Genomic DNA, 18,836 nt, shown 5'->3' on the forward strand with positions numbered 1-18,836 from the left:
CTGACCGCGACGGCCGGGGCCCGCGCCTATGACGCCTGGTTCGACAAGCCCTGGGGTGCTCACGCGTGGGCGGTCGAACTGGCGGCAGTCCGAGAGGCCCTGTCGGGCATCGGGACCGGGCGACTCGTGGTCGAAGCCGGCTGCGGCACAGGGCGCCTCGTGGAGTCGCTCGGGCGTCACGGTCACCGCGTCCTGGGCATCGACAAGTCGGTCGCGATGCTTGCGGTGGCCGCCGCCCGGGCCCCCGGACGCCTCGTGCGCGCCGACATCGCGCGCATGCCGTTGCCGGACGCTGTCGCTGACGCCACGCTCGCCGTTGCCACGCTGGAGTTCACCGACGCCGCGGCGGCCCTGGCGGAGCTGGCGCGCATCACCCGGCCCGGCGGCCGGATCGTCGTTCTTGCGCTGAATCCGCGCAGCCTGTGGGGACTGCTGGACCGGCCGAGGCGTCGTATCCCGTACTCGACCGCCACCTTCCTTACGCGGCGGCGCCTGCGACACCTCGGCCGCCGCCATGGCCGAATCCGCTTGTCGGGAAAGCTGTTCACGGCGGCGCGCCCCGGTCTCCTGCATCACCTGGAGCGGTTCGCCGCCGCGCTGGGTCGTGGCGTCCCCTGGCTAGGCGCCGTGCAGGTGCTCGTCATCGACAAGCAGGCGGGCGGCGGGACCTGCGTCAGCGGGTGAAGGGCAACGTGCTGAGGAACGCCGCGGTGCTCACCAGAACGACCAGTGGCCCCGCGGGGAAACCGGTGAACCGGCACAGGACGATTCCGGCCACCGCCGACACCACACCGATCGCCGCCGCGCCGAACGTGTACTGGGTCAGGTTTCTTCCGACGTTCCGCGCGGCGGACGCTGGAATGGCCACCAGTGCGGCCGTCAAGAGCCCGCCCACCATTTTCACGCCGAGCGCCACGACGACCGCGATCAAGAACAGGTACAGCAGGCTGTAGCGCCTGACGTTGACGCCCTCGGCGGCGGCAAGTTCCTCGGAGACGTTGGCCAACACGAGCTTCGGGAATGCTCGATACACCGCGACCATCACCGCCGCCGAAGAGAGCGCGACCACTACCGTGTCACCCACGCCGACCTTGGCGATGTCGCCGACCAGCGCGGACTCGGCCTGGTCGATCGGCAGAAACAAGAACGCGGCGGCCACGCCGGAGGCGAACACGACGGCCGTCAGCGCCTCCATCGGCAGCTTCGTTCTCAACTCGAGCAGCCAGATGACGACGACGCCGAGGATGACGAAGGGGAAGGCCCCGAGGGAGACGTCGAAGCCCCACAGCAGAGCCAGGGCGATTCCCGGCAGCGTCAGATGCCCGAGCGGCCCGGCCACGAGCGCCATGTTGCGGCTCAACATCAGCGACCCGAGATAGCCGGCCGCCCCACCGATGGAGGTCCCGGCGATCAAGCTGAGAACGAAAGTCTGCATGTCCCTACTCGTGCTTGTGCTTGTGCTCGTAGAACTTGACCTCGGCCCCATACAGCCGCCGCAGATTCTCCGGCGTGAGCACCGACAACGGCGCCCCTTGGCAGATCGGTTGTTGGTTCAGGCACAGCACCGTCGAGGAGAGCCGGTGCACGACCGCGAGATCGTGGGTGACGATGAGCATCGTGAGGTTCCGTTCGCGATGCAGCCTCGCCAGCAGGGCGTAGACGGTCTCTTCGCCACCGACGTCCACTCCGGTCGTGGGCTCGTCGAACAACAGCACGTCGGGATCGCCGGCAAGAGCCCAGGCGATCAGGACTCGCTGAAACTGCCCCGACGACAGATCGCCGATCCGCCGGTTGGCCAGCGCCGCGGGCAGCCCCACGGTGGCGAGTGCTCCGCAGACGTCGGCTTTGACGGCTTGCTTCAGCGCGAAGAAGTCGGCGACCGACAGGGGGACGTGCTTGATGTAGGGCAGCCGCTGCGGGACGTAGCCGATGCGGCTGCCCTGCTTCCAAATCACCGATCCGTCATGGGGCACCGTGCCGAGCAGCGTGCGCAGCAATACCGTCTTGCCCGCGCCGTTGGGGCCCAGGATGGTCAGGACGTCTCCCGGCCGCACACCGAAGGACACGTCGGCCAGCACCGTGCGGCCCTCGAGCGTCACCGTCAAGCCGGCTACCCGCAGCACCAAGTCGTCAACGAGCGGCACTGCCGCGAACCAGGTCTCGTTGCGGAACCACGACGCACCCTTCCTAGCGGCGAAACACCACGTGAAGTATGCCATTGCGGCGACGGCGGCGTCGCATACCTCAGCAAAACCGCCACAGGGGGCCCTCACTAGCGCTGCAACGCTTCGGGGTTGGCGATGCGGATCGGCGCCCCGTCCAGCCACGCGACCACGGCCTCGACGGTGTCCGCGTAGAACGCCCCCAGCATCTCGCGGGTGGCATACCCGAGGTGCGGAGACAGCGTCACATTCGGCAGCCGCCGCAGCGGATGGTCCGCGGGAAGTGGTTCGGTGTCATAGACGTCGAGGCCCGCCCCGGCGATGCGCCCTGATTCGAGCGCGGCAAGCAGTGCCGCCTCGTCGACGATCGGGCCCCTCGACGTGTTGATCAGGTAGGCCTGCGGCTTCATCGAGCCCAACTCGGGCCCACCGACCAGACCGCGCGTGCGCTCGGAGAGCACCAGGTGGACCGAGACGACGTCGGCCTCCCCGAAAAGCGTCGCCTTCTCCACCCGTCGGGCGCCGGCGGCGTCCGCCTGCTCCGCGGTGAGATTCTGGCTCCACGCGATGACGTCCATCCCGAAGGCCTTCGCGTACCCGGCCATGCGTCGGCCTGTCCTGCCCAGGCCGAGCAATCCCAGCGTCTTGCCCCACAGCGCCATACCCGCGGTGGCCTGCCAGCCGCCGCCACGCATGCGCCGATGCTCTTCGGCGAGGTTGCGCACGGTGGCGATCATCAGGCCCCACGCCAATTCCGGTGTGGCGTCCCGCACCGACCGGAACCGCGGGTTGGCGAAGTCCGAGTGGGCAACCGCGACACCGCATTCGGTGGCCGCTGCCATGTCCAGGTTCGGCAGGCTCGTGCCGATGATGGTGAGCAGCTTCAGGTTCGGCAGCCGCTCCAGAAGAGCGCGCGGGAAGGCCATCCGTTCCCGCATGGTGCACACCACGTCGAACGGCCGCAGCGCCTCGGCGGCCTCCGCCTCGGAGAGGTGGCGGTCGAACACGCTGACGTGGGAGCGGGTCCGCACCGACGACCAGTCGGCGACGTCGAGGGCCACGCCGGCGTAGTCGTCGAGTATCGCCACCCGCTGCATGCAGTCTCCCGTCACGAGCCGAAAAATGCTGGGCGACAGCCTAGTCGACTTGGCTCAACCGTGCGGGACGTCCACCAGGCCTCCGCGCTGCCGCCGGCGCGGAGGGCCAGCGGATCGGCCAGTTTGCGCGGCGGCCGCTAGGCCTCTGCGGGGGCAACCAGTTCTTCCAGCAGACCCGCGGCGTAGGCGACGCTCTTGGGGGCCTCGGTCATCTGCGTGCGCAGCTCTCGGCTCCTCGCGACGTATTCCGGGGTCAGAATGCGTCGCAGGTCCTCGACGAGTGTCTCCACCGTGGTGGCCGGAAGCTGCCTCTCACATCCGACGCCCAGCCGGACGACCGCGTCGGCCCACATCGGCTGGTCGAGCCAGAGCCAGAGGATCAACGTGGGAACCCCGGCCCGCATGCCCGCGGCGGTGGTGCCGGCGCCCCCGTGGTGAACGACGGCGCGGCACAACGGGAACACGGCAGCGTGATTGACCGAGGTGACGATTTTCACGTGGTCGGGATGCGGGACCCCGGTGAAGTCGTTGGGCCCGCTGCAGATCAACACCCGTTCGCTGAGCTGCTCGGTGGCCGCGCTGACCATGCCGACCATGTTGGCGGCGGAATCGATCGGCGTGCTGCCCAGCCCGAAGTAGATCGGCGGCGTTCCCTGGCCGATCCAGGACAGCACGTCCTCGTCGTCGTCCGTCGGCAGCTCGAGGGTGAGCGAACCGGCGAAGGGACGCCGCTGGGCGTCGGCCTCGCGCCACTCGTCGGCCAGCTTGGCCGCGCAGAGGTAGTCGTACGTCTGGATCTCCAGCGAACCCCCCGGGGGGGTCTCCGGCAGGCCCAGCGACTCGCGCTGGGCCATCTCGGCCTGGGTTTTCAAGTTCGAAAGCACCCCCCCGGCCGGCTGCAGCTGCACCGGGAAGAAATGCAGCGCGGCGAACGGGATCCCGTGATGCTCCGCCACGTTGGCGGCGATGCCCTGCTCGTTCATGCCCGCCAGGAGGAGGTCCGCGCCCGCCGCCAGCGAGGCCAAGGCGGTGGTCTTCTCCGCCGCGACCTGCAGAAGCTCCTCCATGAGCTGCGGCAGCGCGCTGAGCGGGTTGTCGACCTGCCGGACGAAGTTGGCGGCCGCGTTCATCCGTTCGCGGGTGTCCCTGCCGTAGGTGGCGGTGACGAGCCCGGCGGCCTCGACGAAGCTGCGCATGTCCGGCGGTACGGCCATGGTCACGTCGTGTCCTCGGCGCATCAGCTCGCGACCGAGGGCGGCGCCGGGTTCGATGTCACCGCGGCTTCCGTAGGCCGCCAGTACGACTTTCATGCGTGCAAACCGCCTCGTGTGCTCGACTGCCTCATCGCCACTTGATTCCGCAGCCGATCGACGGCCGCTGGTCGGGATTCACCGGCCGCCCGGCAAGCACCGCGTCGACCGCGGCCCGCACGTCGGCGGCCGTCACCGGCTTGCCGTTGCCGGGCCGGGAGTCGTCGAGCTGACCGCGGTAGACGAGCCGGCGCTCGCCGTCGAACACGAAGGTGTCGGGGGTGCAGGCGGCGGAGAAGGCCCGGGCGACATCCTGGGTCTCGTCGTAGAGGTAGGGGAACGTCCAGCCGTGGCGGTCCGCCTCGGCGACCATCTTGTCGGGGCCGTCCTGCGGGTAGGCCGCGACGTCGTTGCTGGAGATACCCACCATCGCGACGCCGCGGCCGGCGAGGTCGCGGCCCAGCTCGGCGAGCCCCGCGGCGACATGCTGGACGTAGGGGCAATGGTTGCAGATGAAGGTGACGACGAGCGCGGGCCCGGTGAGCTCGTCCAGACCGACCGTGGCGCCGGTGGCCGGCTCGGGCAGCGTGAACGGCGGAGCGGGTGTCCCCAGGGCGAGCATCGTCGACTCGATGGCCATGCCCGTCACCCTAGCGGCTGCTCCCACCCGGGTGCTCGACGGCGGGGACGGACTGCGTCAGGTACGCGGACCGCTTTGAGTGACCTTGTCGGCCGCGAACGTCGCGGCCTGGTCGGTCATCCCGGACTGGATGTAGGAGACGTGCGCCATGATGTTGCCGCCGCCGGTGCAGATCGGGTCGTCCGGGGCGCACAGGCTGATGGTCTTGGCGGTGTAGAGCGGACTGATGGTCGGCAGCGGCTGGCCACCGTAGAGCATGCTCGAGAAGCCGCTGGAGGGCTCGCCGAACAAGGCGACCGCGGCGACGTGGTCGGCCACCGGGGCCGGCATCTGCACGGTCGACAGGTCGATTACGGTGGCGCCCTGCGAGTACCCGCCGAGCACGATCCTGGTCTTGGGACAGCTGGCGACGGTGCCCTGGATGTGGGCGCTCGCATCGTCGGAACCGGCCGACGAGCTCCCGTGGTAGTCGTCGTTGGCCGGATACTCCACGGCGTAGACGCCGACGGACCGCCCGCTGAGCTTCGAGGTCAGCGAGTCGACGAACGCCTCGCCGACGTTGCCCAGACCAGGGGCCTGATGGGTGCCGCGAGCGAACACCACCTCGACGTCGGAGCAGGGATCGGCGGCAGCGGCGGGAACGCCCAGGGGGGCGCTCAGCAAACCCCATGCCGTCGCGACCAGGACACCGAGGATGCGGGCGAGTCTGCGTGCGCTCATTTCCAAATCCTGCCACACCGTCGGTGGCGGCGATTTCGGCGACCGCTCCCGATCCGGCGGTGGCGGTGGGGGTCGACCAATTCGCCAACGCGGCCGCGGCCGATGCGTCGTCAGTGCATGAACGCGATGCGGCGGCTGCCGAACCCGCCGAGATCGCCGCCGTCGCGGCGTTCCTGCTGTCCCCGGCCCCCTCCTACCTCAACGGCCCCACGGTGGCTGCCTTCGGCGGGTGGATGTGCGGCGACACCGGGGCTACCGCTCTTCGACGTACGTCTAATTAATGGCCGAATCCCGAGATTTTGGCGACGGATTTCCCTAGAGTCCGAGTTTGCCGGCGCGCCGATGCTCCCGGTCACCCGCAGGACATGCGGGTGTCGTGCGAGGAGGAGGCCGAGAACATGAGCTTCCTGACGTTCCCGCCGGAGCTGAACTCGTCGCTGATGTTTTCCGGCGCAGGTGGGGCGCCGATGTTGGCTGCCGCCGCGTCCTGGGACGGGTTGGCCGCGGAGTTGGGGTCGGCGGCACAGGCGTTCTCCTCGATCACCTCGGGGCTGGCTGGGCAGGGCTGGCAGAGCCCGGCCGCTGCGGCAATGCTGGAGAGCGCCACCCGCTACGCGGGGTATTTGAGCGCGGCGCAGGCCCAGGCCCAGACGGCGGCCACCCAGGCCCAGGCGGTCGTAAGCGCCTTCGAGTCCGCCCGAGCGGCCATCGTGCACCCGCTGGTCGTGGCCACCAGCCGGAACCAGTTTGTGCAACTGGTGGTCTCGAACCTGTTCGGGCAGAACGCGCCGTCGATCGCGGCCGCCGAATCCGAGTACGAGCAGATGTGGGCTGCCGACGTGGCGGCGATGATCGGCTACCACGGCAACGTGTCGGCCGCGGCCGCCCAGATCGCTGCCTGGCCGGCCGCGCTGCAGGGGCTGTCGGCCCAACTCTCCGGCGCCCTCGGCACGAATTCGGTGGCGGCGGTGACGTCGGTGGCCGCCGGCAATCCCGTGGCCGGGCTGGTGGCCAACCCGGCGCAAACCCTGAGCGCCGACCTCGGCCAGGCCGAGCAGACCATCGTGAACCTGATCAATGCCCCCACCAACACGTTGCTGGGGCGCCCGCTGATCGGCAACGGCGCCAGCGGCGCCAACGGCACAGGGCAGGCCGGCCAGGCCGGCGGGATCCTGTGGGGCAACGGTGGCACCGGCGGGTCCGGTGCAAACGGGCATCCCGGCGGCGCCGGCGGCGCGGCGGGGCTGTTCGGCAACGGCGGTACCGGCGGCACCGGCGGGACCGGTTCCTACGGCGGGCCCGGCGGCCAGGGCGGCCTGTTGTTCGGCAGCCCCGGCACGTCCGGCGCCAACGCCAGCGGCGTGACTACCGGACAGGTCGGGCTGACGATGTACGCCACGACCGAGCCGATCGTCTACGCCTCGGTCAACGGCGGACCGAGCGTGCCCCTGCTGGTCGACACCGGATCCACCGGTCTGGTGATCCCGCTGCAAGACATCGGCATCTGGAACCTCGGCCTGCCCACCGGGATCGGCATGAGCGGCTACAGCGGCGGGCTCGACTACATCTACCTGACCTTCAACGCCCCGGTGAACTTCGGCAACGGGATCATGACCTCGCCGACCGCGATCGACGTGCCCATCTTCTCGTGGCCGACGAGTCTGGCCAATTTCCCGACCTCCTTCAGCCAGTTCTTCGCCTCCGACGGGGTGGTCGGCGTGATGGGCATCGGGCCGAACGCCGGCGGCCCCGGCCCCAGCAGCCCGCTCACGGCGTTGCCGGGCAACCTCAGCCAGGGCGTGCTGATTAACGAAGTGCAAAACACAACGACCAGCCTGACCTTCGGTCCCCCCCCGAACCTGACGTCGATAGCCCAGGTGAGCGGGGCGCCGATCACCACCCTGGACGTCACGGTCACCCCGCCGACGGGCAGCCCCTATTCCGTGACCTCTCTGCCCTCGATCATCGACACGGGCGGCGTGCAGGGAACGATCCCGCTCAACGTGCCGTCGGGAACGGTCGTCGACGTCTACGCTCCCGGCACCACACCGACGTTGCTGTACTCGTACACCTACAACGGCACCGCCACTTCCAATCCCCAGGCTTACTACCCGACGTATTACCCGGGCCTCATGAACACCGGGGCCCTGCCGTTCCTCCAGCACGAGGTGTACCTTTCCAACGCCGGTAACGGGTCGATGACCTTCTACTGACGCGCGACGTGAATTGCCTTGCCTGCCAGGCGCAGTCACCGGTAGGCCGCGCTTTCTTTGAGTTTGCTATGCCGGTGCGATAACGCCTTCGGGTGTTGGCGTTTGCCGTCGTACGATCCGCGTTGCGGCAACAGCGGATTCGGCGAAAGGACGCTACGGGATGAGCTTTTTCACCTGGCCCCCGGAGACCAACTCCGCGCTGATGTTCTCCGGTGCGGGCGGGGGCCCGATGTTGGCCGCGGCGGCATCGTGGGACGGGCTGGCCGACGCGTTGGGGTCAGCCGCCCAGGCGTTTTCGTCCACCACTTCGGGATTGGCCGGTCAAGCCTGGCAGGGCCCGGCTGCCGCGGCGATGCTCGCCGCCGCCACCCGCTACACGTCATTCCTGACCGCCGCACAGGCTCAGGCCGAAACCGCGGCGACCCAGGCGCAGGCGATCGTCGGGGCGTTCGAATCCGCCCGGGCCGCCACCGTGCACCCGCTGGCCGTCGCCGCCAACCGCGGTCAACTCGTAAGCCTGGTGGTCTCGAACCTGTTCGGGCAGAACGCGCCCGCGATCGCGGCCGCCGAGGCCGAATACGAAAACATGTGGGCCACCGACGTGGCCGCGATGATCGGCTACCACGGTGGCGTCTCGGCGGCGGCGCAAATATCGTCCTGGCCGGCGACCCTGGAGGGCCTGTCCGCCGAACTTTCCGGCGCACTGGCCAATCCCGTCCAGGCGTTGCAGGTCGAACTCGGCCGAGCCGAACAGACCGTCGTGAACGCGATCAACGCGCCCACCAACACCCTGTTGGGTCGCCCGCTCATCGGCAACGGAACCGACGGCGCCCCCGGGACCGGCCAGGCCGGCGGACCCGGCGGAATCCTCTGGGGCAACGGCGGAAACGGCGGATCGGGCACGGGAACGCAAACCGGAGGTCCGGGCGGCCCGGCGGGGCTGATCGGCAACGGCGGAACCGGCGGCACCGGCGGGTCCACCGCATACGGTGGGGCGGGCGGTATCGGCGGCTGGCTGCTCGGCAACAACGGCGCCCTCGGCGCACCCGGCGCCGACGCCCCGCAGAACGTCACCGTCCCCCTGACGATGTACAAGACCATCGAACCCATCGTCTACGCCTCGGTCAACGGCGGGCAGAGCGTGCCCCTGCTGCTCGACACCGGATCGACTGGGCTGGTGATTCCGCTCCGCTACATCGGGATTCAGCACCTGGGCATCCCCACCGGGTTCGGGACGAGCGGATACAGCGGGGGACTGGGATACTTCTACCTCACGTTCCAGGGGCCGGTCGATTTCGGCAACGGCGTCGTCGCCCCCTCGACCGCCTACAACGTCCCCATCTTCTCCTGGCCGACGAGCCTGTCGTCGTTCCCCACCTCGTTCAGCGATTATTTCGCCCCCAACGGGGTCGTCGGCGTCCTGGGCGTCGGGCCCAACGCGCTGGGTCCCGGTCCCAGCAGCCCGATCACGGCACTGCCGGGGAGCCTGAGCCAGGGCGTGCTCATCAACGAGGTCCTCGGCGCGACGCCCTATCTCGACTTCGGCCCGGCCCCGCAGGGCCTGCCCACGCTGGCCACGATCACCGGGGCGCCCATCAGCGACTTGTACGTCACGGTCGGCGGCCCGTACGGAAACCCCGCGCAATATCCGACCTACCAGCTCGGCTCGATCATCGACACCGGCGGCGTGCACGGAACCCTCCCGTCGTTCGTGAATGCACAAGAGGGACAAGAGATTTACGTCTACGCACCGGACAATCTCACGACACCGCTCTATGCCTACAACTACTACAGCAGCTATTACCCGACCGCGGCGCCCAACAACGCCCTGATGAACACCGGGGCGCTGCCCTTCCTCCTGCACCCGGTGTACCTGTCCAACGGCGGCAACGGCTCGATGACTTTCTATGTGTGACGCGACGTGCGCGCCTCACCGGATGACGTAGAGCGCAGCCGTTGCGATGGCCACGACCCCGAGAAAGGTGCGCAGTAGGGGGTCGGGCAGCAGTGGTTGCAGTCGGGCGCCCAGGTAGCCGCCGATGAGCCCGCCGACGCCGGCGGCGATGCCGATGACCCAGTCGGGTGCGATGTCGCGACCCGGGTGGGTGACGGCCAGGATCGCGTAGGTGAGGGCACCGGCGATCGAGGTGACGAAGGTCGACGTCAGGGCCGCCGGCGCGACGGTTGGGATCGGCAGGCCGCGGGCGACCAGGATCGGGCTGAGCAGCGATCCTCCGCCGATGCCGTAGATGCCCCCGACGACGCCGACGACCACGGCCAGCGCGGTGACGGATCGATTCGACGGTTCGCCCGGCGCCCGCCGCCGAGGACGGCGGCGCGTTCGGTTGGACAGGCACAGCCGAATTCCGAGGGGCAGCAGCAGGAGCGCGACGACGAGGCGAAACAGTCGCGGCCCGGGAATGAGGAATACCCGGATGACGGCACCACCGATGACTCCGGGCACGGTGCCGGCCAGCAGCAGCGCGGTCAGCGGGCTGCCCAGACGGGCCTTTGCCCGGTAACGGGCCAAGGCTCCGGGGATGGCGACGATGTTGAACAGCAGATTCGTGGGGGTGACCGCGGGATTGGGGACCTGCAAGACGCTCATCTGGAAGGGCAGCAGGAAGACCGCACCCGACACGCCCACCGGCGCGGCGGTCAGGGCGAGCGCAAGGCCCGCGGCGAAACTGATGAGCGCTGATTCTGCGGTCGACACCCCCGCACTATCACCGAACCGGTGGGATCGGACAAGCGCAGCTCTTCACCTCCGACGAAAACGCTTGCCCCCGTGGAGATCGAGTCAGGATGCCCCCGGTGGCTAGCGGGCGAACGTCGCCGCGATCTCCCCGGCCACCTCTTCTGCCACGCGCAGGGCCGGTTCGTCGGTGGCCGGGCCGAAGCGCTCCGCGACGCGGCGCCGGCGATGGTCCCGTGATCGGCGCTCACCTCGTGCAGGTCCACCGGCCAACCCACCTCGCGGAGGCGGGCGGCGAATCCCCTGCCGGCGGCGAGGGGAACAACGCCGTCGTGCGCGCCGTGCAGCAAGGTGAACGGGGTACCGGCGCGGTAGGCCGACAGTTGCTCGGTCGCGCGGTGACCCGAGATCGGATCGGCGACCATGAAGGCGGCGGCGAGGCAGACGGTGTGCGCCAGCGGAACGGCGAGGCGGGCCGCCGCGAGTGTCAGGCCCGCGGCGGCGGCGCCCCCCCAACGACCATCCGACGAGCACGATGCCGTGGTCGCCCTCGGCGCATGACCGCGCGAAATCGACGGACCGCAACAGCTCATCGCGACCGCCGTCGGGTGCGCGGGAGCTCCAATCGGGCGCCACCACGGTGGCGCCGTGCCGGCGAGCAGAGCGGCGAGGGGACCGACGGCCGCGCGGGCATCGGTCTGCATGCCACGCCAGAGCAGGACGGTGTGCCGCGCCGAACCCGCAGTAAACGTCCGCGAGGCAACCCGGCGCGTATTCCATTGTTTCCGGCGTGCGCATGGGCAAAGGCATGTCCGGCCGCGGATAGAACCAACCGTCGGAGTTTTGGCGCACGCAAAGTGAAATGGATAACAATTCGCCCGATCCAATGGCCCCTGAACTGCACCGATGCCATTACCGCCCGTGCCCGACCCTATTGACATACGTCTATTAGCTTGAATTCAAGATTTTTCGGGTGGCCCTGTCATAGGGTTCATTCACCGGCTGTCGTGATGCTTCCGATCGCTGTCGCCGCAGAGCGTGAGAAGCCCGTCACCGGTAACAGGTGGGGTGTTGTGGAGGGGAAGGACACCAGCGGGGATGAGTTTTCTGACGTCACCACCCGAGATCAACTCGTCGTTGATGTACTCCGGTGCGGGTTCGGGACCGATGCTGGCCGCGTCGGCGGCCTGGGACGGGTTGGCCAGCGAGTTGAGTTCGGCGGCCCAGTCGTTCTCCTCGATCACCGCGGGTCTGGCCGGCCAGGCGTGGCAGGGGCCCTCCTCCGCAGCGATGATGGCGACGGCGGCACGCTACACGAACGTGCTCAGTTCGGCGTCCGCCCAGGCGCAGACGGCCGCCGCCCAGGCGCAGGCTGTGGCCGGTGAGTTCGAGGCGGCGCTGTCGGCCGTCGTGCACCCCGAGCTGGTGCTCAGCAACCGCAACCAGCTGGTGCAGCTGGTCGTCTCGAACCTGTTCGGGCAGAACGCCCCGGCGATCGCGGCGACGGAAGCCGAGTACGAGGCGATGTGGGCCAAGGACGTGGCCGCGATGGTCGGCTACCACGGGGGAGTGTCCGCGGCCGCCGCGCAGCTGCCGAGCTGGCAGGCGGCGATGCAGAGCGCATCGGCCCAGCTGAACGGCGCGGTCGCCGCCAGCCCGGTCGGCTCGGCGCTGAGCTCGCTGGCCTCGGCCGCCAACGGCGGCTCCGTCGGCGGGGCGCTCACCAGCGCCGAACAGGGCGTCAACGTGGCCGTCAGCCAGGTCCGGTCGGACATCATCGGGGCGATCAACACGCCGACCGAGATGCTGCTCGGGCGTCCGCTGATCGGCACGGGAGCGACCGGGGCGGTCGGCAGCGCCGCCAGCAGCACCGCGAGCAGCGGCGCCGTGATCAACTCAAACGGCAGCGCGACCGCTCCGCTGACAATCGTCCAACATACCGAACCCATCGTGAACGCCTCCGTCGGCAGCGGGGGAAGCATCCCGCTGCTGGTCGACACCGGATCCACCGGCCTGGTGGTTCCCTACCAGGACGTCGGCGGACTCTTCGGCTTGCTCAGCAACGGTCTGCCCACCGGCTTCGGTTTGGGTGGCTACAGCGGGGGATTGGACTACCTGTATGCCACCTACAACATGCCGGTGAACTTCGGTGGCGGCGTCGTCACCAACTCGACCCCGGTCGACGTCGAGCTGTTCGCCTTCCCGACGAGCTTGCAGGGCCTGCAGAACTACGGCTTCTCGTTCCAGAACTTCTTCGCCGGCGACGGCGCGCAGGGCATCCTCGGTGTCGGTCCGAACGCGGGCGGCCCGGGGCCGAGCATTCCGACCCAGCACTTCGCGAACCCGTCGTGGGATCAGGGGCTGCTCATCAACGAAACAGGCACGAGCCCGTCGTTGAGCTTCGGGACACCGGCGCAATTGGGGTTGACCAACCCGGTGGCCACACTGCAGGGATCGCCGGTCACCGCCCTCAACGTCACGGAGGGGAGCGGGGCTTCGGCCGTCACCTACTCCAACGTGCCTTCGATCGTGGACTCCGGCGGTGTGGAGGGGACCTTCCCGACCTCCGTCCTCGGTACTCCCACACCCGGAACGTTGATCACGGTCTCTACGCCCGGGGGTACGCCGCTGTACTCGTACACCTATTCCGGTGGCACCAATGCGTATTACCCGACACCCATTTCGAGTGGGCTGATGAACACCGGCTCTGCGCCCTTCTCGCTCTTCCCGGCCTACATCGACTACGGCGCCAACACCACCACCCTCTACTAAGCGCGCCCGAGCCCGACGGCTCTCGGCGCCGCGTGAAGAACTCAACGCACCGCCGGTGCGTTTCACTCCGCTCGCAGGCCGGGTACCCATTCCGGCATGGGGTGGGTGACGCACCACGCGGTCGCGATCGTTTCGGCGTTGCTTGCCGCATTCTGGGCGGCGGTGGGCATCGTCGTTCGGCAGGAGGTCGCCCAGGGCGCTCCCGCCGGTGAGTCCTTGTCCGGCCCGATGGCGACGACGCTGGTTCGCGAGCCGCGTTGGTGGGCCGGGAGTCTGGCCGCCGTAGCCGGTTACGCGTTTCAAGCCCTGGCGCTCGCCCACGGATCCCTCTTGCTGGTACAACCGTTGCTGGTGTCGTCGCTGCTGTTCGCCCTGCCGCTGGGGGCGCGGCTCTGCCACCAGCACATCAGCTGGGCCGAGTGGGGATGGGCATCGCTGTTGACCGCCGCGCTGGCGATTTTCGTGCTCGTCGGTCAACCCCGCGAGGGCCACAACCGACCTCCGGCGCCGGCCTGGACCTTGGCGCTGTGCGTGGCGGTGCCGCTGGTGGTCGCCTGTGTCGTCGCCGCGCGGCGCGCCTGCGGCCGCGGGCGCGCCATGCTGCTGGCCGTCCCGGTCGCGGTTCTGCTCGGCATGATCGCCGTGTTGACCAAGATCTGCACGCACCGCTACGCGGTGGGCGGCTGGCAGGCGCTGCTGAGCGTGCCGGCTCCGTACGTACTGGTAGCACTTGCCGGCATGCTCACCGTGCTGCAACAGGCCGCGTTTCATGCCGGGGCGTTGCAGGCGTCAGTCCCGATCATGTTGGTGGGCGAACCGATCGTCGCGGTGCTGCTCGGCATTGCGGTGCTCGGTGAGCACCTGGCCGTGCGCGGCTCGTCGGGCGCGGTCCTGGCCATGGCGGCGGCGGTGATGGTGGTGGCCACCGTCGCGCTGGGTCGCGGTCAGGCACCCGAATCGGGCGCGCTGCCGGCGCAGCGTGCTGTCGACGCGCGCCCAGCGGAGTACGCAAGTCCATGCCCGTTCGACGGTCCGGTAGTCCGCGCCTGCGAGGCCCGCGCGATGCCACGCCGGACGATCAGTGCGCCGCAATCGCGTTGAGCTGTGGACGGATTCGTGCGATCAGCCCGTCCTCGACGTCCATGTGGAGCACCACCGAGTCCAACGCCACGGTGCCGCGCGAGTACGGCAGCATCGCCGGCATCTCCCCGACGCGGTCGACGAAGTCGGCGATGAAGGCGCGGTAGGCGGCCAGCGGCACGTCCAGCAACTGCGCCAAATCGTCCATCAGCGGCCCATACTCGCTGGCCACCGCCAGGCCGCGACAGCGTTCCACCATGCCCAGGAATCGGTCGTGGTAGTCCATCAACCGGGTGGCGGCGTGCACGATCCCCTCGGCGTCCGCGCTGCTCTCGTCGCCGGGCTCGCCGAACACGCCGACGAATGCCGGGGTGAGCATAAAGTCCTCGACATGCTTGATCAGCACGATCATCTCGCCCATGCGGTCGAGGACGAAGCGGCCCACCTCCCCCGCCTCATCAGCTCGACGCCTTCGACGCCGTAGACGCCCCGGGCGTCGCCGCGCTGGGCCCAGCGGTCTTGTTGGTCGGCGCGTCGCGCGAGTTCTTCGTTCGCCCACGATGACACCCCGTGAGGTTTGCGTCTCTCGGCCCTCCGGACGCGAACGGCGCAGTACATCCCGGCGCAGGCCGCCAGGGTCACCAGCCACCAAAAGGTTGTCATGCCGACCTCCCATGGACGACTGTGCGGATCGTCTGGCAAACCGCACCGTACGCCGCGGCACCGACAAAATCTGCCATCGGCCGCTACGCGGCGCCGGCCGAACCGTGCGGCCAAGAACGCCGCCCGTGGGCGCGAAACGCCTTCACCCGCAACCCCCTTCGAGGATCGGACACATCGTCGTCTGCTGCGCGCGCCAATAGTTGTACCGCCCGTCCCCGCGCTCGAGCCCCTCGGCGACCTGCTCGGGGCGACACCCAGGTTGTGGGCGTCGCAGACCTACTGCGTCGGGTCCGGGCCGCCGTCCGCGCTTGCCGGACTTGCCGATACCGCCATCGCCGGCGGCCCACACGATGCGGCGTGTGCCCCATACGCCGAACCGTACAGCGCTGGGATGCGGGAAGCCCGCATGTAGGCTGGGAGTTTGCTAGAAGCGGGGCGGCCGAACCGGAACGCCGCACCCACGACGCGGCCCACCGACGACATCCTCACAGCCCGAACAGATTCGGAACCGCGCAACGCGGCGTCAGTGTTGCGATCCGCCCGACGACTGTTCGCCGGCCGCCGTGCCGCCGCAGGGTTGTCGGACCCTCCGTGCACACTGCGAGTGTGGATGAAGAGGACGGCGGCGCGACAGCCGCGGTGCCACCGTCGACGCAGGCCGCACCGGAACTGGCGTGGTCGCTCGACGACGACGAGGCCATGCCCGTCGAGCGCCATTCCTGGCGCCTGGCGTGGGTGCAGGCGGCGGTCTTCGTGACGCTGGGCGCGGTGAGTGCGTTCGCGGTCGGCGCCGTCGGGTGGGTGCTGGTCCGCGGGCATGACGACTGGCGGCAGGCCCCGCCCGTCGCGCACCGGCCAGACGAGGTCACCCAGACCCCCGCCAGGAAGGCGCCCGCCGCGCTTGCGGCCCCGGCGACCGTCACGGTCGAGGCCACCCCGCCCACGGTCACCGTCAAGGCCACCCCGCCGACCGTCACGGTCAAGGCCACCCCGCCGACCGTCACCGTCGAACCGGCCCCCACGACCGTGACCGTCCCGGCCCCCGCCGGCCCGATCCACTTTCCGCGGCGGTCCGGCGATGCGGCGCCGCACGCGGTCGACCCCGCCGCCGATCAGCGGTTCCTCGACCAGATGCGGTCGCTGGGCTATGTGATCGTCAATCAGCAGCTGATCCTGCACAACGCGCACGAAGCATGCCGGCTGCTCCGGCAGGGCGATTCGCCTGAGCAGGTCGACCAGGAGATGGCGGCGCGGATGGGCACGAACACGGCCGACACCCTGCAACTGGTGTCCAGCGCGATGCTGGCCTACCCCGACTGCTACTGATGCGCCGACACGGGTCAGCGGCCGCGCCACCGGGGCTTGCGCTTCTCGCGCCACGCTTGAATGCCTTCAGCCACATCCTCGGTCATCGCAGCCACCTTGCGCATGGTCTCACCGAAGCGCACCGACTCGATCCAGCCCATGTCCGCGGTTCGCCACGCCACCTCCTTGGTGGCCCGCTGGGCCAGGGGAGCGGCCTCGGTCAGGGTGCGGGCCCACGCCCGCGCCTCGGCCTGCAGGTCGTCGGGTTCGACCAGCTTCCACACCAGCCCGACCTCCTTGGCCCGCTGCGCGCTCATCGGCTTGCCGGTCAACAGCAACTCCATGGCGTTGGCCCAGCTCACCCGCTGGGGAAGCCGGATGGCCCCGACGATCGTCGGCACCCCGAGCGACACCTCGGGAAAGCAGAACGTGGCCTCGGTGCTGGCGATGACGAAGTCGCAGAACAGGACTCCGGTCAGCCCGTAGCCGATACACGGCCCGTGCACCGCGGCGATCGTCGGCTTGAACAACTCCATGCCGCTCTCGAAGCTGTTGATCGTCGGCTTTTCCCAGAAGGTGCCGCCGAAACTGCCGACCGAACCCTCGCCGTCCTTGAGGTCACCGCCGGCGCAGAAGACGTCGCCGTTGGCCGTGAGGATCCCCACCCAGGCGTCCAGGTCGTCGCGGAACCGGTCCCAGGCCGCGTTGATGTCCTGGCGCATGGCCCCGTTGATCGCGTTGCGCGCCTCGGGACGGTTCAGCGTGAGGGTGGCGACATGGTCGTCCAGGGCGTAGGTGACCAGGCTCATGGTTGCACCCTAGTGGCGGCGAGCATGGGCCTCAGGTCGTGCGGTCGGCCCAGCCCGGCGGAAGCTCGCCGGGTGCGGTGTCGATCACCGATTCGTCATCGGCGCCGACATGTTCGAACAGGGTGATGTAGGCGAATTCGGGCACCACGTAGATCGGGTAGGTGGGTCCCTCGTCGCGGTAGGCGCGCATCTGGTCGAGGTGGTCGTTCTGGAAGCACACCGTGCGCTCGCCGTGCTCCCGGATCCATTGCGGGAAGAAGATCACGCCGTGCAGCCGCCGCTTGCCGGGCATGACGTTGACCGCCACGCAGGTCCCGGTCGGTTCGGTCCAGGAGATCTTGAAGCTGTCGTCGTCGAGCTGCACCAGGTCGACCTGTTGGCCCTTGACCCATCGCCCGCCGACGTGGCCGGAATGGATGCGGTAGTCGATGGTGTGGTCGTTCTTGACGTACATCTCGTAGCGCCAGCCGTTGGCGTAGGTGTAGACGAACCGGTGCCCGACGATCCCGGACAGGTCCTGCGGCGGAATCGGGTTGTCGGCAGTGGTCATGGTGCGACGGTCTCACGACTGCGACATCGCGACGACGCATACCCTGGCTCTCGTGGCCGAACCGACCGTCAAGGAGCTGCGCGCTCGCCTCGACGGCCTGACCGTCCGCGACGGCGCACGCCTGGGCCGGCGGCTGAAGAACCTTCGCGGCGCCAAGCCCGGCACGCTGCGGCAGCTGGCCGATCTGGTCGGCGAGGCCGAAACGCTCGTCGCCAACCGGCGCGCCGCGGTGCCGACGATCACCTACCCCGACCTGCCGATCAGCGAGCGCCGCGAGGAGATCGCCGAGGCCATCCGGTCACACCAAGTCATCGTCGTCGCCGGCGAGACCGGGTCGGGCAAGACCACGCAGCTGCCCAAGATCTGTCTGGAACTCGGCCGCGGCGTCCGCGGCACCATCGGGCACACCCAGCCGCGCCGGCTGGCCGCGCGCACCGTCGCCCAGCGCATCGCCGACGAGCTGGACAGCCCGCTCGGCGACGCGGTCGGCTACGCCGTGCGGTTCACCGACCAGGTCAGCGACCGCACCCTGGTCAAGCTCATGACCGACGGCATCCTGCTCGCCGAGATCCAACGCGACCGCCGCCTGCTGCGCTACGACACGCTGATCCTCGACGAGGCCCACGAGCGCAGCCTCAACATCGACTTCCTGCTCGGCTACCTGCGCGAGCTGCTGCCGCGCCGCCCCGACCTGAAACTGATCGTCACCTCGGCGACCATCGAACCGCACCGCTTCGCCGCGCACTTCGGCGGCGCACCCGTCGTCGAGGTGTCGGGGCGCACCTACCCGGTGGAGATCCGCTACCGCCCGCTGGAGGTGCCCGTCGCGTCCGGCGCCGAGGACGATCCCGACGATCCCGACCACGAGATCGTGCGCACC

18 protein-coding genes and 1 pseudogene are annotated in these 18,836 nt (G+C 69.4%); 8 read left to right on the forward strand and 11 right to left on the reverse strand.

Annotated elements, in window-relative coordinates:
- A complete protein-coding gene (locus AC2VOR_RS12265) occupies positions 1 to 684 on the forward strand; it encodes a class I SAM-dependent methyltransferase (protein ID WP_486963868.1) in 684 nt (227 codons plus the stop codon).
- On the opposite strand, the gene AC2VOR_RS12270 is transcribed toward AC2VOR_RS12265, so the two are convergent.
- The 6 genes from AC2VOR_RS12270 to AC2VOR_RS12295 all read right to left on the reverse strand — a co-directional run bounded on the left by AC2VOR_RS12270 (position 674) and on the right by AC2VOR_RS12295 (position 5,869).
- Positions 674 to 1,435 (reverse strand): metal ABC transporter permease, encoded by a 762-nt coding sequence (locus AC2VOR_RS12270; protein ID WP_369738676.1) that lies wholly within the window; start codon positions 1,433 to 1,435, stop codon positions 674 to 676. The genes AC2VOR_RS12265 and AC2VOR_RS12270 overlap by 11 nt on opposite strands.
- Positions 1,436 to 1,439: 4 nt before the next feature.
- Complete coding sequence (locus tag AC2VOR_RS12275; RefSeq protein ID WP_369738677.1) at positions 1,440 to 2,219, reverse strand: metal ABC transporter ATP-binding protein; 780 nt, start codon at positions 2,217 to 2,219, stop codon at positions 1,440 to 1,442.
- A 53-nt stretch (positions 2,220 to 2,272) separates the two neighbouring features.
- Positions 2,273 to 3,259: a D-2-hydroxyacid dehydrogenase family protein gene (locus AC2VOR_RS12280; RefSeq protein WP_486963869.1), complete on the reverse strand. Its 987-nt coding sequence runs from the start codon at positions 3,257 to 3,259 to the stop codon at positions 2,273 to 2,275.
- 137 nt (positions 3,260 to 3,396) lie between these two features.
- Positions 3,397 to 4,569, reverse strand: a complete 1,173-nt coding sequence (locus AC2VOR_RS12285; protein WP_369738678.1) for a glycosyltransferase — start codon at positions 4,567 to 4,569, stop codon at positions 3,397 to 3,399.
- A 31-nt stretch (positions 4,570 to 4,600) separates the two neighbouring features.
- Positions 4,601 to 5,149, reverse strand: a complete 549-nt coding sequence (locus AC2VOR_RS12290; RefSeq protein WP_369738679.1) for a thioredoxin family protein — start codon at positions 5,147 to 5,149, stop codon at positions 4,601 to 4,603.
- Between the two features lie 57 nt (positions 5,150 to 5,206).
- Positions 5,207 to 5,869 carry a cutinase family protein gene (locus AC2VOR_RS12295; RefSeq protein ID WP_369738680.1) on the reverse strand — a complete coding sequence of 221 codons (663 nt, stop codon included), beginning with the start codon at positions 5,867 to 5,869 and terminating at the stop codon, positions 5,207 to 5,209.
- Between the two features lie 23 nt (positions 5,870 to 5,892).
- Between AC2VOR_RS12295 and AC2VOR_RS12300 the strand changes: the two genes are divergently transcribed.
- The 3 genes from AC2VOR_RS12300 (at position 5,893) to AC2VOR_RS12310 (ending at position 9,997) form a co-directional block, all read left to right on the forward strand.
- Complete coding sequence (locus tag AC2VOR_RS12300) at positions 5,893 to 6,150, forward strand: hypothetical protein (RefSeq protein ID WP_369738681.1); 258 nt, start codon at positions 5,893 to 5,895, stop codon at positions 6,148 to 6,150.
- A 117-nt stretch (positions 6,151 to 6,267) separates the two neighbouring features.
- Positions 6,268 to 8,082: a PecA family PE domain-processing aspartic protease gene (locus AC2VOR_RS12305; protein WP_486963870.1), complete on the forward strand. Its 1,815-nt coding sequence runs from the start codon at positions 6,268 to 6,270 to the stop codon at positions 8,080 to 8,082.
- 160 nt (positions 8,083 to 8,242) lie between these two features.
- Complete coding sequence (locus AC2VOR_RS12310) at positions 8,243 to 9,997, forward strand: PecA family PE domain-processing aspartic protease (RefSeq protein WP_369738683.1); 1,755 nt, start codon at positions 8,243 to 8,245, stop codon at positions 9,995 to 9,997.
- A gap of 15 nt (positions 9,998 to 10,012) precedes the next feature.
- Here AC2VOR_RS12310 and AC2VOR_RS12315 read toward each other — a convergent pair whose 3' ends face one another.
- Together AC2VOR_RS12315 and AC2VOR_RS12320 are read right to left on the reverse strand one after the other, a co-directional pair.
- The gene (locus AC2VOR_RS12315) at positions 10,013 to 10,798 is read right to left on the reverse strand and encodes a TSUP family transporter (RefSeq protein ID WP_369738684.1); all 786 of its coding nucleotides are present in this window, start codon (positions 10,796 to 10,798) and stop codon (positions 10,013 to 10,015) included.
- A 102-nt stretch (positions 10,799 to 10,900) separates the two neighbouring features.
- Positions 10,901 to 11,557, reverse strand: a pseudogene (locus AC2VOR_RS12320) (alpha/beta fold hydrolase).
- Between the two features lie 318 nt (positions 11,558 to 11,875).
- Between AC2VOR_RS12320 and AC2VOR_RS12325 the strand changes: the two are divergent.
- Positions 11,876 to 13,549, forward strand: coding sequence for a PecA family PE domain-processing aspartic protease (locus AC2VOR_RS12325; RefSeq protein WP_369738685.1), 1,674 nt, complete (start codon positions 11,876 to 11,878; stop codon positions 13,547 to 13,549).
- Positions 13,550 to 13,645: 96 nt separating this feature from the next.
- Positions 13,646 to 14,650 carry a DMT family transporter gene (locus AC2VOR_RS12330; protein WP_369738686.1) on the forward strand — a complete coding sequence of 335 codons (1,005 nt, stop codon included), beginning with the start codon at positions 13,646 to 13,648 and terminating at the stop codon, positions 14,648 to 14,650.
- On the opposite strand, the gene AC2VOR_RS12335 is transcribed toward AC2VOR_RS12330, so the two are convergent.
- Positions 14,628 to 15,074, reverse strand: a complete 447-nt coding sequence (locus tag AC2VOR_RS12335; protein ID WP_369738687.1) for a hypothetical protein — start codon at positions 15,072 to 15,074, stop codon at positions 14,628 to 14,630. The two genes, AC2VOR_RS12330 and AC2VOR_RS12335, sit on opposite strands and share 23 nt — an antisense overlap.
- Before the next feature lie 824 nt (positions 15,075 to 15,898).
- Between AC2VOR_RS12335 and AC2VOR_RS12340 the strand changes: the two genes are divergently transcribed.
- Entirely contained in the window at positions 15,899 to 16,618 is a 720-nt protein-coding gene (locus AC2VOR_RS12340; protein ID WP_369738688.1) for a DUF732 domain-containing protein, read from the forward strand.
- 14 nt (positions 16,619 to 16,632) lie between these two features.
- On the opposite strand, the gene AC2VOR_RS12345 is transcribed toward AC2VOR_RS12340, so the two are convergent.
- On the reverse strand, positions 16,633 to 17,406 hold the full coding sequence (locus AC2VOR_RS12345; RefSeq protein ID WP_486963867.1) for an enoyl-CoA hydratase/isomerase family protein: 774 nt from the start codon (positions 17,404 to 17,406) through the stop codon (positions 16,633 to 16,635).
- A gap of 31 nt (positions 17,407 to 17,437) precedes the next feature.
- Positions 17,438 to 17,956, reverse strand: coding sequence for a phenolic acid decarboxylase (locus tag AC2VOR_RS12350; RefSeq protein WP_369738690.1), 519 nt, complete (start codon positions 17,954 to 17,956; stop codon positions 17,438 to 17,440).
- 43 nt (positions 17,957 to 17,999) lie between these two features.
- Here AC2VOR_RS12350 and AC2VOR_RS12355 point away from each other — a divergent pair.
- Positions 18,000 to 18,836: AAA family ATPase (locus AC2VOR_RS12355; RefSeq protein ID WP_486963871.1), on the forward strand; the 837-nt coding region annotated here is incomplete at its 3' end.

Source organism: Mycobacterium sp. TH-M103 (genome assembly GCF_057473785.1).